Annotated in this window: 16 protein-coding genes; 9 read left to right on the forward strand and 7 right to left on the reverse strand. The window is 52.6% G+C overall.

Translation table 11 applies throughout. The annotated features are described in order from the left end of the window. Positions 1-55 precede the first annotated feature (55 nt). From proB to ispH, 9 genes are all read left to right on the forward strand, one after another. The gene (gene proB, locus ACQUQU_RS02440) at positions 56-1,195 is read left to right on the forward strand and encodes a glutamate 5-kinase (RefSeq protein WP_430461660.1); all 1,140 of its coding nucleotides are present in this window, start codon (positions 56-58) and stop codon (positions 1,193-1,195) included. A 73-nt stretch (positions 1,196-1,268) separates the two neighbouring features. Then, complete coding sequence (gene kdsA / locus ACQUQU_RS02445) at positions 1,269-2,108, forward strand: 3-deoxy-8-phosphooctulonate synthase (RefSeq protein ID WP_430461661.1); 840 nt, start codon at positions 1,269-1,271, stop codon at positions 2,106-2,108. Positions 2,109-2,242: 134 nt separating this feature from the next. Next, on the forward strand, positions 2,243-2,509 hold the full coding sequence (gene rpsT / locus ACQUQU_RS02450) for a 30S ribosomal protein S20 (RefSeq protein WP_430461662.1): 267 nt from the start codon (positions 2,243-2,245) through the stop codon (positions 2,507-2,509). 129 nt (positions 2,510-2,638) lie between these two features. After that, the gene (gene murJ, locus ACQUQU_RS02455) at positions 2,639-4,228 is read left to right on the forward strand and encodes a murein biosynthesis integral membrane protein MurJ (protein ID WP_430463006.1); all 1,590 of its coding nucleotides are present in this window, start codon (positions 2,639-2,641) and stop codon (positions 4,226-4,228) included. A gap of 108 nt (positions 4,229-4,336) precedes the next feature. Then, entirely contained in the window at positions 4,337-5,284 is a 948-nt protein-coding gene (ribF, locus tag ACQUQU_RS02460) for a bifunctional riboflavin kinase/FAD synthetase (protein ID WP_430461663.1), read from the forward strand. 25 nt (positions 5,285-5,309) lie between these two features. Continuing rightward, on the forward strand, positions 5,310-8,198 hold the full coding sequence (gene ileS, locus ACQUQU_RS02465; protein ID WP_430461664.1) for an isoleucine--tRNA ligase: 2,889 nt from the start codon (positions 5,310-5,312) through the stop codon (positions 8,196-8,198). Then, a complete protein-coding gene (gene lspA, locus ACQUQU_RS02470; protein WP_430461665.1) occupies positions 8,198-8,698 on the forward strand; it encodes a signal peptidase II in 501 nt (166 codons plus the stop codon). Before ileS ends, lspA begins: the two co-directional genes overlap by 1 nt. Before the next feature lie 15 nt (positions 8,699-8,713). Further along, the gene (gene fkpB, locus ACQUQU_RS02475; protein WP_430461666.1) at positions 8,714-9,157 is read left to right on the forward strand and encodes an FKBP-type peptidyl-prolyl cis-trans isomerase; all 444 of its coding nucleotides are present in this window, start codon (positions 8,714-8,716) and stop codon (positions 9,155-9,157) included. Beyond that, positions 9,147-10,094: a 4-hydroxy-3-methylbut-2-enyl diphosphate reductase gene (ispH, locus tag ACQUQU_RS02480; RefSeq protein WP_430461667.1), complete on the forward strand. Its 948-nt coding sequence runs from the start codon at positions 9,147-9,149 to the stop codon at positions 10,092-10,094. Before fkpB ends, ispH begins: the two co-directional genes overlap by 11 nt. On the opposite strand, the gene ACQUQU_RS02485 is transcribed toward ispH, so the two are convergent. From ACQUQU_RS02485 to ACQUQU_RS02515, 7 genes are all read right to left on the reverse strand, one after another. Then, entirely contained in the window at positions 10,091-10,495 is a 405-nt protein-coding gene (locus ACQUQU_RS02485; RefSeq protein WP_430461668.1) for a type IV pilin protein, read from the reverse strand. The two genes, ispH and ACQUQU_RS02485, sit on opposite strands and share 4 nt — an antisense overlap. A gap of 8 nt (positions 10,496-10,503) precedes the next feature. Beyond that, the gene (locus ACQUQU_RS02490) at positions 10,504-11,334 is read right to left on the reverse strand and encodes a PilW family protein (protein WP_430461669.1); all 831 of its coding nucleotides are present in this window, start codon (positions 11,332-11,334) and stop codon (positions 10,504-10,506) included. Beyond that, positions 11,331-11,909, reverse strand: coding sequence for a type IV pilus modification PilV family protein (locus ACQUQU_RS02495; RefSeq protein WP_430461670.1), 579 nt, complete (start codon positions 11,907-11,909; stop codon positions 11,331-11,333). Before ACQUQU_RS02495 ends, ACQUQU_RS02490 begins: the two co-directional genes overlap by 4 nt. Beyond that, positions 11,903-12,370 carry a GspH/FimT family pseudopilin gene (locus ACQUQU_RS02500; protein ID WP_430461671.1) on the reverse strand — a complete coding sequence of 156 codons (468 nt, stop codon included), beginning with the start codon at positions 12,368-12,370 and terminating at the stop codon, positions 11,903-11,905. The genes ACQUQU_RS02495 and ACQUQU_RS02500 overlap by 7 nt, the downstream gene beginning before the upstream one ends. Before the next feature lie 11 nt (positions 12,371-12,381). Further along, a complete protein-coding gene (locus ACQUQU_RS02505; protein WP_430461672.1) occupies positions 12,382-15,492 on the reverse strand; it encodes a PilC/PilY family type IV pilus protein in 3,111 nt (1,036 codons plus the stop codon). Between the two features lie 46 nt (positions 15,493-15,538). Beyond that, complete coding sequence (locus ACQUQU_RS02510) at positions 15,539-16,114, reverse strand: pilus assembly PilX family protein (RefSeq protein WP_430461673.1); 576 nt, start codon at positions 16,112-16,114, stop codon at positions 15,539-15,541. A 108-nt stretch (positions 16,115-16,222) separates the two neighbouring features. After that, on the reverse strand, positions 16,223-16,771 hold the full coding sequence (locus tag ACQUQU_RS02515; RefSeq protein ID WP_430461674.1) for a GspH/FimT family pseudopilin: 549 nt from the start codon (positions 16,769-16,771) through the stop codon (positions 16,223-16,225). Positions 16,772-16,814: the final 43 nt, after the last annotated feature.

Genomic DNA, 16,814 nt, shown 5'->3' on the forward strand with positions numbered 1-16,814 from the left:
CCGACTACAGACATAATCGCTCGAAAGAGCAGTCGCAGAGAGCAGTGGGCAGAAGATGACGGCTGTTGAGTGGCAGGAAACCCGGCAGAAACTGGCAAAACAGAAACGCTGGGTGATCAAAATTGGCAGTGCCCTGTTAACCAATGACGGGCGCGGCCTGAATCTGGAAGGCATGCAGGGGTGGGTGGATCAGATTGCTGCTCTGCTCGATCGGGGGCATGAGGTGGTGCTGGTGTCTTCCGGTTCTGTGGCGGAAGGCATGACCCGTCTGGGCTGGAAAAAGCGCCCGGAAGAAGTACACAAGCTGCAGGCCGCTGCGGCCGTTGGTCAGATGGGCTTGGTGCAGGCGTACGAAAGTGCCTTTGCCCGCTACAAGCGCGTTACGGCGCAGATTCTGCTGACCCATGATGATCTGTCCGACCGCAAACGCTATCTGAATGCCCGCACCACACTGCGCGAGCTGTTGAAGCTGGGTGTGGTGCCGGTGATTAATGAAAACGATACGGTGGTTACCGACGAAATCCGCTTTGGCGACAACGACACCCTGGGTGCGCTGGTGGCCAATCTGGTTGAGGCGGATGTGCTGGTCATTCTGACCGATCAGCTGGGTCTGTTTACCGCGGATCCGCGCTCCAATCCGGATGCTGAGCTGATTTATCAGGGGCTGGCGTCAGACCCTAAATACATGAGTATGGCGGGTGGTGCTGGTTCGCTGGGTCGTGGTGGCATGATCACCAAGGTGCGTGCAGCCCGTCTGGCGGCGCGTTCCGGTGCGGATACCGTGATTGTCGGTGGTCGCATCGACAACGTGGTTACCCGTCTGCGTGCGGGTGAGCTGCTGGGCACCATGCTGGTGTCCGACAAAGAGCCGGATGCCGCACGTAAACAGTGGATTGCCGGTCACCTGCAGACTCATGGTGAACTGATTCTCGATGCGGGCGCCATTAAAGCCCTGCGTGAATCCGGCCGCAGTCTGCTGCCGATCGGCGTGATTGCTGCGATCGGTAAATTCGAGCGTGGTCAGGTGGTGTCCTGCAAAGACGAGCAGGGTAATCTGGTGGCGAAAGGGCTGGTGAACTATGCCGCCGATGATGCCCGTAAGATTTTGCGAACCCCGACCGCGCAGCTTGAGCAGGCGTTGGGGTATATTGCCGAGCCTGAGATTATCCATCGCGACAATCTGGTAGTCTTGTAGGCTGCGATCTTGTAGCCCTGCTTTGAATGGCAGGTTACGGAATAAACGATCAGAAAAAATAACGAGGATTCTGATGATTGAGGTTGTAAATGTTGCCGGGCTGAACGTCAGCAACGACGCTCCTTTCACTCTGTTTGCCGGTATGAACGTGCTGGAGAGTCGTGATCTGGCCATGACAGTGGCTGAACACTACGTCAAAGTCACCGAGAAGCTGGGCATTCCCTATGTCTTCAAAGCGTCTTTCGACAAAGCGAACCGCTCCTCCATCAATTCCTACCGCGGTCCGGGTATGGAAGAAGGTCTGAAAATTTTTGAGGAAATCAAAAAGACCTTCAATGTGCCGCTGATCACCGACGTGCACGAACCGTATCAGGCGGCGCCTGTGGCGGAAATCGTGGATGTTATCCAGCTGCCGGCGTTTCTGGCGCGTCAGACCGATCTGGTAGTGGCTATGGCCAAAACCGGCGCGGCGATCAACGTGAAGAAGCCTCAGTTCCTGGCACCGCACGAGATGCGTCACATCATCAAAAAGTTTGCCGAAGCCGGTAACGAACGCGTCATGCTGTGTGAGCGTGGTTCCAGCTTCGGTTACAACAACCTGGTGGTGGACATGCTGGGCATGGACGAAATGAAGTCCATGGCACCTGTCATTTTTGACGCGACTCACGCGCTGCAGCGTCCGGGCGGTCGTGCGGATTCTGCCGATGGTCGTCGTCAGCAGGCGTTCCAGTTGGCCCGTTCCGGTATGGCGCTGGGCATTGCTGGTCTGTTCCTGGAAGCTCATCCGAATCCGGCTGAAGCCAAGTGTGACGGCCCTTGCGCGCTGCCACTGGACAAGCTGGAGCCGTATCTGGCGCAGATGAAAGCGGTGGACGAACTGGTGAAGTCGTTCGAACAGGTCATCGTTGACTGATTAACCGCCAGATAGATTGAATCGTGGGCGCACTGCCTGTATTATGTGCGCCCTTAGTTGACAGGGCTGGGCTATCTCAGCATAATTCCGGCCCTCTAGAATTTGACTGAATAACCAATTTTGAGGAGCCGACTGTGGCAAATTCCGCTGGTTCTCGTAAACGCGCCCGTCAGGCTGTAAAACGTCGTGCTCGTACTGTCGCTCTGCGCTCAATGGTGCGTACTTACATCAAGAAAGTAAACGCTGCTGTTGCGACTGCCGACTACGACCAAGCCCAAGCTGCGTTTACTAAATCCCAACCTTACATCGACAAGATGGTGAACAAAGGTATCCTGCACAAGAATACCGCTGCTCGCATCAAGAGCCGTCTGAATGCTAAGGTATTCGCACTGAAAGGCTGATATCAGTCTCAGGTTCGATAAAAAAACCCGCTTTTGCGGGTTTTTTTATTTGTGCCGCAGGAATTTCGCCGGCGGGTGCGTATCATAGGCCACCCGTATCTGCAGTGGATGCAATCAGAGTCGTTCGTCATGTCGCAGCCAGAAAAATCCCCGTCGGAAACGACCTCCTCCAATAGCCGTGGCCCTTCGGTCGGTCTGCTGCGTTCGTCATCAATCGTCAGTCTGATGACCTTGTTAAGCCGGGTGCTGGGGCTGATCCGCGACATGGTGGTGGCCCAGTATTTTGGTGCCCGTGCGGATGCGTTTCTGGTGGCATTCAAAATTCCGAATTTCTTCCGCCGCCTGTTTGCCGAAGGTGCCTTCTCGGTCGCCTTTGTACCTGTGCTGAGCGAATACCGCCGCCTGCAACCGCTGGATGAGGTGCGTCTGCTGATTGCCCGGGTGTCTGGCGTGCTGGGTACCGTATTGCTGGCGGTTACTGTGCTGGCGCTGCTGTTTGCAGATTACCTGCCGTGGATTTTTTCACCCGGCTTCCGCAGTGATCCGGCCAAATTTGCGCTGACGGGTGATCTGCTGCGCATCACCTTCCCGTATCTGCTGTTTATTTCCCTGACCGCGTTTGCGTCCAGTGTGCTGAATGCGTACGGCAAATTTGCCGTGCCGGCGTTTACGCCCGTGCTGCTGAACATCTGCCTGATTTTCGCCACGCTGGTGATGAGCGACTGGTTTGCCGAGCCTCTGTACGCTCTGGCCTGGGGCGTGTTTCTTGCCGGTCTGGTGCAGCTGGTGTTTCAGCTGCCGTATGTGGCGCGGCTGGGGTTGCTGGTTCGCCCTCAGTATCAGCCGAAGGATGAGGGCGTAAAACGCATTGTCACGCTCATGATTCCGGCGCTGTTTGGTGTGTCCGTCAGTCAGATCAACCTGTTGCTGGATACTCTGCTGGCGTCGTTTCTGGAGGCCGGTTCGGTCAGCTGGCTGTATTACTCGGACCGCCTGAACAATCTTCCGCTCGGTGTGTTTGCGATTGCCATTGGCGTGGTTATTCTGCCTGCGCTATCGGGCAAGCATGCGGCGCAGGAAAAAGACGGCTTTTCGCGCACCCTGGATTGGGCGGTGCGTATGGTGTTCCTGATTGCACTGCCGGCGGCACTGGCCTTGGTGGTGCTCGCTACCCCGCTGATGGCCACCATCTTCTTCCACGGCGAAATCACGGCGTACGACATCGGCAAGATGAGTCTGAGTCTGCAGGCCTACGGCTGTGGCTTGCTGGCGTTCATGCTGATCAAGGTGCTGGCGCCCGGCTATTACGCCCGTCAGGACACCAAAACACCGGTGAAAATTGGCATTCAGGCCATGGTGGTGAACATGGTGCTGAATCTGGCGCTGGTGTTTCCGCTGCAGCATGCCGGTCTGGCGCTGGCGACCTCGTTGTCGGCCTATTACAACGTGTACATGCTGTACCGTGGTCTGCGTAAGCAGGGCGCCTATGAGCATCAGTCGGGCTGGATGTCGTTTGGGCTTAAGCTGCTGCTGGCCAATGGTCTGCTGACAGCGCTGATGGTCTGGCTGATGGGTAACCCTCAGCAATGGCTGGCGTGGACGACGGCCTACCGGGCAGGCTGGATGACGCTGATCGTGGTGGCGTCGGTGGCGCTCTACTTTGCGGTACTGGCCGCTGCGGGTCTGCGCATGCGCCATGTGCGGGGTGAGGTTTTCTGAGGCCGGAAATCCGGCGTGTAAGTGGTTACTGACTGTCCAAATGGCTGTTACAGCACCAGCAGGTTGGCTATAATCCGGCCCTTTGTATTAGGCGAGTAAGAACCGCGAATGCGCTTGTTGCGAGGGCTTCATAACATACCGGCCGACTTTCAGGGCTGCGCTGCGACCATCGGCAACTTCGACGGTCTGCACATCGGGCATCAGGCCATCATCCGCTCGCTGAAACAGATTTCAGCAGCGCAGGGCGTACCGACGCTGGTGATGCTGTTTGAGCCGCAGCCGAAAGAGTTTTTTGCACCGGATGCCGCTCCGGCCCGTCTCGCGAACCTGCGCGAAAAACTGCAGGATCTGGCCGCCGAAGGCGTCGACTATGTGCTGTGTCTGCCGTTCAACCAGACGCTGCGCTCCATGTCAGCCGACGCGTTTATTCAGAATATTCTGATCAGTGCCTTGCGCATCCGTCACCTGATTGTGGGCGACGACTTCCGTTTTGGTTGCGACCGCAGCGGCGATTATCAGGCACTGGCCGCCGCCGGCGTTGCCCACGGCTTTGCCGTGCAGGATACGCCGACGCTGGAATTCGACAGCGAGCGCGTGAGCAGTACCCGCATCCGCAGCGAGCTGACCGCCAACAACCTGAGTCGTGCCGCGCACATGCTCGATCGTCCGTACCGCATGTCGGGGCGGGTGATGTTTGGCCGTCAGCTCGGTCGTCAGCTCGATACGCCAACGGCCAATATTATGGTGCGCCGGCGCAAGTTGCCGCTCAGCGGCGTTTTCGCTGTACGGGCAACACTGGAAGAAACCGGCCAGGTTGTGACCGGCGTGGCCAACCTCGGCGTGAAGCCGACCATCAGCGGCGATGCGCAGCCTTCCCTGGAAGTGCATGCCTTCGATTTTGCCGGTGATTTGTATTACCGCCACCTGACCGTGGAATTTCTGCACAAAATCCGTGATGAACAGAAATTCCCCGGCATCGACGCTCTGCGGGCGGCGATTGAAAATGACAAACAGGCTGCTCGCGATTACTTCGCAGCCATTAACGAATCCGAATGAATTTGGTTTTTTAAGTGACCCGACTATGAACGATAAAGTAGAAAGTCAGTACAAACCGTCTCTGAATCTGCCCGACACCGAATTTCCGATGCGTGGCAATCTGGCACAACGCGAACCGGCCATGCTGGCGCGCTGGGAAGAGATTGGTCTGTACCAGAAAATTCGTCAGGCACGTGCGGGTCGCGACCAATTCATTCTGCACGACGGTCCTCCGTACGCGAACGGCAAAATTCACATCGGTCACGCCGTTAACAAAATTCTGAAAGACGTGATTGTGAAGTCCCAGACTTTAAGCGGCAAAGATGCGCCGTATGTTCCGGGCTGGGACTGTCACGGTCTGCCGATCGAACTCAAGGTCGAAGAAAAAGTCGGTAAAGTTGGCGATAAAGTCACTGCCAGCGAATTCCGTAAGCATTGCCGCGAATACGCTGCTGAGCAGGTGGAAGGACAACGCAAGGATTTCAAACGACTCATGGTGCTGGGCGATTGGGAAAATCCTTACCTGACCATGAACTTTAAGTTCGAGGCCAATATCGTCCGCACGCTGGGCAAAATCATCGACAACGGCCATCTGCACAAAGGGTTTAAACCGGTTAACTGGTGTCCGGATTGTGGTTCTGCGCTGGCCGAAGCCGAAGTGGAATATCAGGACAAGCAGTCGCTGGCTATCGACGTAAAATTCGCCTTCGCCGATCGCGCCGGTGTTCTGCAGGCGTTCGGAGCGGATGCCGCGCAAGCCGGTAACCCGGTTTCGATTGTTATCTGGACCACCACACCATGGACCCTGCCGGCTAACGAAGCCGTGTCTGTGCATCCGACGCTGGAATACTCACTGGTTCTGCTGCAGGAACAGAACGAAATTCTGCTGCTGGCAACCGATCTGGTGGCCGATGCCATGAAGCGTTATGGCGTTGAAAACTACCAAGTTCTCGGCACGGCCAAAGGCGCGGCTTTTGGTCAGGTTGCCGGTCAGGCTGCTGCACCTTTTGTGGTTGAACATCCGTTTATGTCTGCCGCCGATGGCAGCGTTAAATGTGTGCCGGTCATTACCGGTGAGCACGTTACCGCTGATTCAGGTACCGGCTGTGTGCACACGGCGCCTATGCACGGTGCGGACGACTATGTGGTGTCTGGTCACTACGGCATTGCGTCGGCTGAAATGCTGGTCGATGGCAGTGGTAATTTCATCAGCAACGCCGCACTGGATGCGCTGGAGCTGGCGGGTCTGAGCACCGCCGATAAAGGCAATTTCCGCGTGCTGGGTATTCTGGCGGAAAAAGGCGCGCTGCTGAAAAAAGTAAAAATCACGCACAGTTATCCGCATTGTTGGCGTCATAAATCGCCGATTATTTTCCGAGCAACACCGCAGTGGTTCATCAGCATGAATCAGGCGGGTCTGCTGGAAAATGCCATGCACGAAGTGAACAACACCGTTGAGTGGCGTCCGGGCTGGGGTAAAGCCCGTATCGAAAGCATGATGACCGATCGTCCTGACTGGTGTATTTCCCGTCAGCGTACCTGGGGCGTGCCGATTGCGCTGTTCGTGCATAAAGACACCAGCGCTCTGCACCCGGATACACCTGCACTGATCGAAAAAGTCGCGCTTAAAATCGAAGAAAAAGGCATTGATGCCTGGTTCGATCTGGATGCGGCTGAGCTGCTCGGTGCTGAGGCAGAACAGTATGTCAAAGTCACCGATACACTCGACGTGTGGTTCGACTCCGGTGTTACCCATACCGCCGTGCTGCGTGAGCGCAGCGGTCTGAAATTCCCGGCCGAAATGTATCTTGAGGGTTCGGATCAGCATCGTGGCTGGTTCCAGAGTTCACTGCTGACCAGTGTGGCGGCTTATGGCACTGCACCTTACAAAACCGTACTGACCCATGGTTTTACCGTCGATGGCGAAGGCCGCAAGATGTCGAAATCCCTGGGTAATACCGTTGAGCCGCAGGAAGTCATCAACGAACTGGGCGGCGATATTCTGCGCTGGTGGGTAGCGGATACCGATTACAGCGGTGAAATGACCGTTTCCAAAGAAATTCTGAAACGCAACGCCGACGCATATCGTCGTGTGCGTAATACCTGTCGTTTCCTGCTGGCGAACATCAACGGCTTTAATCCGGCGACCGATATGGTTGCGGGCGATCAGCTGCTGCCGCTGGATGCGTGGATGGTGAATTACACCCGCGCGCTGCAGGAAAAAGTCATTGGTTTCTATCACAACTACGATTTTAAAGGCCTGACCAAAACGCTGATGAATTTCTGCGTAACGGAACTGGGTGGTTTCTATCTGGATGTGATTAAAGACCGTCAGTACACCTGTAAAGCTGACGGCCTGCCGCGCCGCAGCGCGCAGACAGCGCTGTTCCATGTTCTGGAAGCCATGAGCCGCTGGATTGCTCCTGTGCTGTCATTCACTGCCGAAGAAATCTGGGAGTGTCTGCCGGGCCGTGCAGAAGAGTCTGTGATGCTGGCTGAGTGGTACACCGCTTTCCCGGATACCGGTGCCAGCATTTTTAATGATGCATTCTGGGCTGACATTATCGAAGCAAAAGTGGCGGTAAACGGCGTGCTGGAAAAGGCCCGTGCCGACAAAACCATTGGTGCGAGTCTGAGTGCCGAAGTCGAATTGTTTGCTCAGCCTGATCTTAAAGCTCAGCTGGAAAAACTCGGCGACGAACTGCGTTTTGTGTTGATCACGTCCGGCGTCGTAGTCAACGCGTTTGACGCCAGTGCGGGCAGTGAAACTGAGCTGGACGATCTGCGCGTGCTGGTCAAAGTATCTGAGCATGAAAAGTGCGAACGCTGCTGGCATCACAGCCCGAGTGTGGGTACTCATCCGGCGCATCCGACGCTGTGTACCCGTTGTGTGGATAACGTGGAGGGCGATGGCGAAGTCCGTCGTTTCGCATAATGACTGCACCACGTTCTGCGCTGATCTGGTTATGGCTGGCGGTGGCTGTGTTTCTGCTGGATCAGGCTACCAAGCAACTGGCAGAGGCGCTGCTGTCGTATGGCAAGCCTGTGTATCTGCTGCCGGTGCTGGACTTTACGCTGCTGTATAACCCGGGCGCGGCGTTCAGCTTTCTCGCAGATCAGGGCGGCTGGCAGCGCTGGTTTTTTACCGCAATTTCACTGGGCGTCAGTGCCATGCTGATTGTGTGGATGAAGCGTCTGCCGCGCACACAGGTGTGGCTGCCAGTAGCGTTGGCCCTGATTCTGGGCGGCGCTATTGGTAATCTGTTTGATCGCCTTGTGTACGGCCATGTGATCGATTTTATTTCAGTACACTGGGAACGTGCTTACTTCCCGGCATTTAACATTGCAGACTCCGCGATTTCCGTTGGCGCCTTTATGATGGCTGTCGACGTAATCAGAGAGTTCTGGCAGGAACGTCGTCAGTCGGCGGCCTGAAGATCGGAGAAGGTTATGAGTGTTGGTGTAATCGCGCAGAACAGCAAAATCAGTATGCATTTTGCGCTGAAACTGGATGAGCAACAGGTTGTGGATTCCACCTTTGGTCGTCAGCCTGCGCAATTTACTCTGGGTGATGGCAACCTGCTGCCAGGGTTTGAAGAGTTTCTGGTTGGCCTGACTACCGGCGACCATAAAACGTTCGATATTCCACCAGAAAAAGCCTTCGGCCAACCGAATCCGCAAAATGTGCAGGAAATGAAGCGCAATACGTTTCCGGTGGATATGCCAGTGGCGCCAGGACTTATGGTGTCGTTTGCCGATGCGCAGGGTGCGGAATTACCGGGCGTGATCAGCCATGTAGAAGGCGACTGGGTAATGGTCGATTTCAACCATCCGCTGGCTGGTAAAACCCTGAAGTTTGAAGTGCAGATTCTTGAGGTGAACAATGCAGATTAAACTGGCCAACCCGCGCGGATTCTGCGCCGGGGTTGATCGTGCAATCGACATTGTGAACCGCGCGCTCGATCTGTTCGAGCCGCCGATTTATGTGCGTCACGAAGTGGTGCACAACAAGTTCGTGGTCAATGGCCTGCGCGAGCGCGGCGCTATTTTCGTCGACGAACTGGATGAAGTGCCCGACAACTGTATCGTGATTTTCTCGGCTCACGGTGTATCGCAGGCGGTACGGAAAAATGCCTCTGACCGGGGTTTACGCGTATTTGATGCCACCTGTCCGCTGGTCACCAAGGTGCATCTGGAAGTCGCGCGTTACAGTGCCGACGGCAGTGAGTGCATCCTGATTGGCCACAAGGGACACCCGGAAGTTGAAGGCACCATGGGGCAATACGACGACGCCAAAGGCGGTTGTATTTATCTGGTGGAAGACGAAGAAGACGTCGCCAATCTGCAGGTGAATAATCCACAGAAATTGTCGTACGTCACACAGACAACCCTGTCGATGGACGACACCGCACGTGTTATCGATGCATTGCGGGCGAAATTTCCTGACATTCAGGGGCCGCGTAAAGACGACATCTGCTACGCCACGCAAAACCGTCAGGACGCAGTGAAGAAACTGGCAGCCGATTGTGATCTGTTGCTGGTCGTGGGTTCGCCAAACAGTTCCAACTCCAACCGTTTACGTGAGCTGGGAGAGCGGATGGGCGCCAAAGCGTTCCTGATCGACAGTGCTGCTGAAATTCAGCCTGAATGGCTGGAAGGTAAAAAAGCGATTGGTATCACCGCCGGCGCTTCAGCCCCGGAAGTTCTCGTGCGGGAAGTCGTAGAAAAGCTGATATCACTCGGCGGAACCCAGCCCGTAGAACTGGACGGGATTCCGGAGAACGTGGTGTTTTCGTTGCCGAAAGAGCTGAGACTTAACGTACTCGATTAAAGATCAATTTCGGAGCCACCAACAATTCGCACTTGCTTGCCTGCGGAGTTGAAAAGCAGCTGCCCGTCCTCACTTTGAACACTTGAGGGGGTCGCTCGCAGTTGAACGCATTGGTAATAGTCCATGCCAGTGCATTTTTCGACTTTAATTGTGTAGAAGTTTCGCTGGGTTGTATAAGTGCTTGAGCTGAGTCCCAACTTTTTCAGGTCGTCCGCATACTCCATGTTGTCACCGTAGTACCTTTCCTGGGCGTCAAGAAGTTGCTGGAGAGCCTCTATGCCATCGGTCCGGTTGCCTCTCATGGTATAGCTTTTATAGGATGGAAGACCTACCGAGACTAGAATTGCAATAATCGCCATCGTGACGACCAGCTCAATCAGGGTGAAACCTGTTTGCTTCATAAATTAGCTCACATCTTTTTAGAATTAGGAAACCATATAGTACCGTTCTGTACGTATCTGGCAGTTCGGTCTTTAAATTCGATGGGTTCAGAGTTTAACAGACCATATATCCGACGTTCATCTTCAAGAGTTGAATTGCCAAACTCCCTGGCAAGTAGCGCAATTCTCACACCTACGACAGACTTCCAGTCAGTTACGTCTGAAGGGCTAACGAAATTGGTCACATTGCCTTCTGAATCGCCGATTCCAACCAGTATTTGCATAGATTCAATGCCATTGGCAATCGTTTGAGCGGTACCCAGTCTATTGCCGTCCTTGTCGTATGTAACGCACTGAAACTGATAATCATTACTTGTATCAGTATCTGCTGTATTTAGAGAAACCCAGAACACATCGGAAACTTCCTCCTGACCATTAATGATTGACGCTGCAAGAGCTTCTCCACCACAGGTCTGAATATCCCGTGTTGAGGGATTCAAGCCGCCGGCGGTTCTTCGTATTGCCAGTCTGTCGCCCGCATTAGCGTTAAGGTCTGTATCAAAGATACAGTTGGCATTGTCTGCCGGTGGAGTAGTCGCACCGGTGCAGACTGACATTAATGGTTCTGGCGATTCTTCGTTCAGATAATTACTCTCGTAACCGGCATTAATGACGGAGTCTTTCAGCCATGACATTACGAGCCTGCCGGTTTCCTGGCTCTGCGATATGCCTTCAGATAAATGAGCAGTCCTTGCACTTGTGATCATGATATTCATGATGAAATATGACGCAATTAAGCCCAGTGTGCTCGCCATCATGAGTTCGATAAGCGTCAGGCCTTTCTGGTATCTATAGCTCATAGTTGAACCTCTCGGGACACCGAGTCTGTACGCTGTGTTTTATCATTATCTTCAAGGAAATAGAGCTTATTTCCACTCTCATCGGAGGACGTAGTGCGAACATCCCACTGAACCGTGATCTGCGCGCGCTTATTAGGTTCGTCTGTGACGATGGTCAATCGTGGGTTGGCGATGAAGTCTGCGTATGACTCCCTTATTTCAATAGCGTCTATCGCAAAATTTTTCTTGCAGAGAAGGTCCCAGACATCAAAGGCGGCAACCTCATCGCCTGTGCATATATCTGCACTGATCTTCCCGCCGTTATAGTAGTCAGCACACATCTTGTCCGGCTTCTGGCAATCATCGAGCGTGAGAGTGCCTCCAGTATCGTAATTGGCAATTGCTTTACTGTTTGCATTCATGCGATATGCCAGATCCTCCAGCATCCATATTGCCTGAGAGCGATTTCCAGAATCCAGCATTGCGCGGTTTGATTGAAGCTGAAGTGTGCTGATACCTAATAGGCCCACTACGGTAATCGCGATGGTTACCAAAACTTCAATCATCGTAAAGCCGGAGTGTGCTCTGTTCAGCATGCTTCTATATCCGTAATTTGAATTTGTCCAATTCTGTTTGCCTGAATTGTCCGGATTTTGTCTCCTGAGCATCCAGTCACGTCGATCTTTATTTGGACGTCATTGTTCGACCTTCCATTTGGCTGGAATGCCAAGGGGCTCCCTGTTTTAAGATCCGCACTGGTAATCGTACCAGAGAGCAATTCATGGTTTCTCTGACGCATAATGACATCACCACCTGCCGCTTTCTGCGTCACCTTCCATCCGTCGTCCCAATCATTCAGTGGCTCAAATTCATAGATGATACCTGTGCTGGAAGCCTGACTTCTGGCGTAGCGCAAATCAAGCTCTATCTCCTGATAGAGCCTGTCTGCAAGTCGGTTTGACTTTATGGTTTCCATTGCAGGAACACCTAGCACACTGACAATCGCGATTACGGCGACAATGATCATCAGTTCGATAATGGTGAACCCTTTTTGCATTACTGCACGTCTCACTGAGCTGGCCTCCAGTAAGTCTGCTGCAGGGCGTTGAAGTCTCCTTCAACCTGAGTCACTTCTGTACCAATGGCGATTACTGGTTTAGACGGTTCGCCCGTGGTTGGATCTGATGGTGGAAACACAAGGATAGGCTTAGGGACAATACCGCCCTGTTCAAGCTCTTTAGTTATCACCACCTTTTTAGGATCTTTCATATTGATGATGATTAATCTCGCCTGACCGGTGTCTGGTTCACAGCCAATCTCGATGGATGAGTCGGACGGTCTGAAGGTTGGGATATAAATGACGTCGTTTACGGTGAGAGTTGTGCTGAGGACTTTTTCACCTGTATAGGGAAGAGGGTAATAGAAGCCATTCAGTTGCTGGTCTGCGGTCGCGGAATCGTAGCTTGCGTAATTAGCCAGATCAGATACACCAATTGCTTTATAGGTCGTCGGTGCTGCATTGATGTTGAAGTCATTAAGAACAAAGATTTTATCTTTTACAGCTGTACTTAATGGACCAGCTCTGAATCCGGAACCGATCGTAATCTGGTAGCGCCCCACAGATTTCGTGTAAGTATTGCTTGGATTGGCTGCATCCTGAAACGTAAATGAGCCAGACTCTGTGTATACAACGTCGGGCTGAGTATAGAAACGAACATCTCCGGATTTAGTACCGTCGTTGAAGTCCGCAATCGCACCGCCGGTTGCGAAGGTAGATGCGCTGCTATTGTCCTTGTCGATATCGAAACGCCAGAGACGGCCACCGACATCAGCTGCGTAAATCAAATCTACTGTGCCATTGCCGTCGTTATCAACCAGACTCAGATCTCCAGCAAAGCTGGACTTCATGCTGGATAAATAAGGGCCAAAAGCGTTTCCGGAGTTTCCAGATGCCTTCCACAGTAAGTCGAATGGCTTGCCTGAACCATCGGCAGAGGCCCTTACCATATAGATGGCATTGCCTTTGTCGTGTGTAATTCTGGTGGATGCATTATCCTCATCGGTGTCATAGCCACCGCCAAAGAAAAAGACATCTGTCTTTTTACCATTCCAGGTTACTGTGGCAGGGATCATTCGTGACCAGGTCTGACCAAGTTCCTCAAAGCCGGTGTTTCCACTGGATATTTGTGCTTTCAGCTTGGGCGCATTTTTGTCTGAAATGTCCAGCAAGTAGTAATGTGAACCGCCACGCCGCATGCCTACCGCCAGATAAGCGGTCTCACCTGAGTTGATAATGCGGTCAGAATTGCTATCGGCATGATAGACACTCAGCGGGCCATCAATACCATAGGCTTTGACAAGGCGTGATAGCCCTTGCTGATATACGGGAATATTGGGCAGCATTTCTTTCGGTACGAAAGCCCATAGCTCGCTTGGGGCATCTTTATCTGGATTAAAAGCGTGTATGTATCCTGCATTAGTACCTGTAAACAGAACATCTGATGTTGATGATGTACTTTCACCATAGGTCATCAGAACCGGGTTACCGTGCAGCGGATCTGGTAATTCATAATGCGCGGCCCCTGTTGATGGATCCATGCCATGAGCCCACTTCAGAGCCGCTGTACGACCGCTTGTGGTTAGAGTGGTTCCGGTTGGTAAAAAATCATCCAGCATGGCTTTAGTAATGCTGGAGTTATTTTCATCAACTTTGTTGGAAGAACTGATGATGTTCCCCAGTCCGGAAAGCAGAGTGTAAACCTTTCTGTCCGAAGGCATACGTTTGGCGATGCCACCGTTGGCTACGATGGCCCCGTCAGGATCGCCAATAGTCCAGAAGCTTTTAGAATCGTCTTTAAAGAAACCCGTTTGAGGGTCAATCGCCGCGACATCATTGACATCTAGGATGGTTCCGCTGCTGTTCATCCGGTAGCGCTTGATATTGCCAGACCAACCCGGTGACTCAGATGGTTGAAATACCGAGTAATACAGCTCATCACGATGCTCAAGGCTGTTGAAAGCGTTAACAGCAACGACGGGAGCGGCGAAGTTTCCTGCCGTATTGGCAATACCGCCGAATACTTTCAGTAAGGCATCGGTCAGCTGAGCTTCATCGCTGGCTGCATAATAGTGTTTAGAGGTGCCGTCAGCATTTAAATGTGCGGGCGTGAGTGGATGCCCGTATTTGGCGACGTCATTGAGCAGCTTTTTGCCGAAATCATCGATGCCAGAAAAACCACCTACCGTGTGAACATAGACAGATTGAGTAACCTCGGATGCATTCGGGTCTACTGTTCCGGTAATGTCTGAATCTTTAAAGTGGTCATGATTCTGCAGGAAGTAAGCAAGCTCTTCTGCACACGATCCGCTGGAACTTGCTTTACAGTCTGAGCTCAGGCTATTGTTAACAGTATCCTTAGGGAGGCTTATGCTGTTGTCAGTAAGAAGGTTTCTGATATCTTCGTCCGAACTGCTATCGGAAGACGGAGCACCATCCGTAAAAATTACAATGTGGTTTTTCTGACAAGTAGCTGTTATCGGAGACTTGTAGTAGTAGGTACCACTCTTGAGCTCCATGCTGTCGGGGTCGCTCCCTCTGCCTTTCTTGTCGGTCCCAAAATACGATACGCCGCCGGAGCTGGTATACTTCGTACCAATTTGTTTGTAGGTGATATCTTGATATTTACCATAGTCTGCTTTCATGCCTAACATGTAACGTGCGGCTTCCATGAAGCTTTCCGTCATGGGAGTGCCGCCCCCCATATTACTTGTTTTGGTTCCCCCAGGCGCTATAAGACTGTTAATGGCATTTTTAAGAATGGTCTTATTCGCATCAGTGTTTGTAGTAACAAATGGTTCTAATACAAATCCGCCTTCATAGGAGCCATTATATAGATCATCGAAGCGCATTACCGCGATATTGATGGGTTCGTTGGTGCTGAGTTGCGATATCGCGTCCGTTGCGGATTTTTTCACAATATCCAAACGCGAAAGTTCCCCTGCTTCCGGTTGACTATTGTCAGCAGCCTCATAGGCCATACTGCCCGAGGTATCGATCAGGAAGATAACGTTTGGGTTAATGCGATTATCTGTATTGCGGTAAATCTCAGTGTCATCTGCCATCACCACTTTCGATGATACAAGTCCGTAAGCGATTAGGGTCAACCAGTAAAGTTTCATGGTGTAGTACCTCAGTAATAGTGGCTGATCAGCTGGCAAGAAGTATTCATTGGTTGGTTCCACCTGGCGTTAAGCGGCGAGCTCCAATTTCCTGTGACGACGTCATAACGTTATTCTTACTGTTAACCTGCACTGTGATAGCGGTATGGATAACACTGCAGCCACTTCCGCAGCCACCCTTGCCCTTCAAATAAAAGTTGTTACCAGACGGAGAGGGAAGGCTCTGAATTTCTGCTGTGATACCGTTGCGTGCAATACTTTTGGCTTCAAACTCTGGCACGGTCAGAGAATTCGGGTAGGTGCTGAATGGGTCGAACGACGGGCTTGATGACTCCCCAGTCGCAGGGTCAGGTGTCAGAGACTCCCGGTAGAGCGTCTCCGCCTTTGTCAGAATGGCATTCTGCAGGGTGCCATTGCTTTCCATCTTGTCATACAGGTAGTTCAGCGTGCTCATCGCTGCATTGCTCAGTTCCTGCTCATGTTGCAGGTTACTGACCATTCGTATCTGAACGCCGGATCTTTGCATGGCAACCATGGCGCCCATGGTAATCGCAGTGAGAATGACCAGCCCAACGATCAGGGCCGATCCGTTCTGCTTTGCTTGTGTACGTCGTTTCATCATGTGAACCTGAGTCACCATAGTTTTCTCAGCCTTTACCATACCGCTTACAAGGGTAAAGTGAACACACTGATGATGAATGGCTGATTATTGGGAACGAGTGGCGCAGGCTCAGGGGCACCGTACGTTCTTGTTACTGGCCGTCTCAGCAATGCCATCGCCGTTACTATCAGATCCTCTGCGGATTCGGCCGACTCTGGAAATGATGAAGGACCCAGAGTAGGTGCTGGTGCCTGTGCGGCAGTAACCTAACGAACCGGTTCTGAATCCGGAGAATCCACGAGCATCGAATCCGATTGTTGATCCGGTGAAGGTTCTCATGACGTTTGCAGGCGCTGCGTTGATATGTCCCAGCAGTGTTTCGTCTGCATCCAGCCGATTGTTGCGATTTTCGTCGGTGAAGAGCGCTAAGGTGTTGTTCCAGTTGTCAGTACAGCTATTGTCGATCAGTGGGCATATCGTGGTTGTTGTGTTGCGTAAAATAGCAGCCTGGCGTGCTTGCGCGATCAAAATATGAAGGCTTGAAAGCTCGTTGTTGGACTTCATTTTGTCCGTCAGATTCGTCATGGCAGGCATTCCGATCTGAACAATAATGGCTATAAGTGCGGTGGTTATCAGCAATTCAGTGATTGAAAATGCTCGTATTGTATCCTTATGCATACAGACCTCCTGTCTTAGGTAGCACAAGGACACTCTAACGCTT

The sequence above is a fragment of the Thalassolituus sp. LLYu03 genome (genome assembly GCF_050507655.1).
GTDB lineage: Bacteria > Pseudomonadota > Gammaproteobacteria > Pseudomonadales > Oceanobacteraceae > Venatoribacter.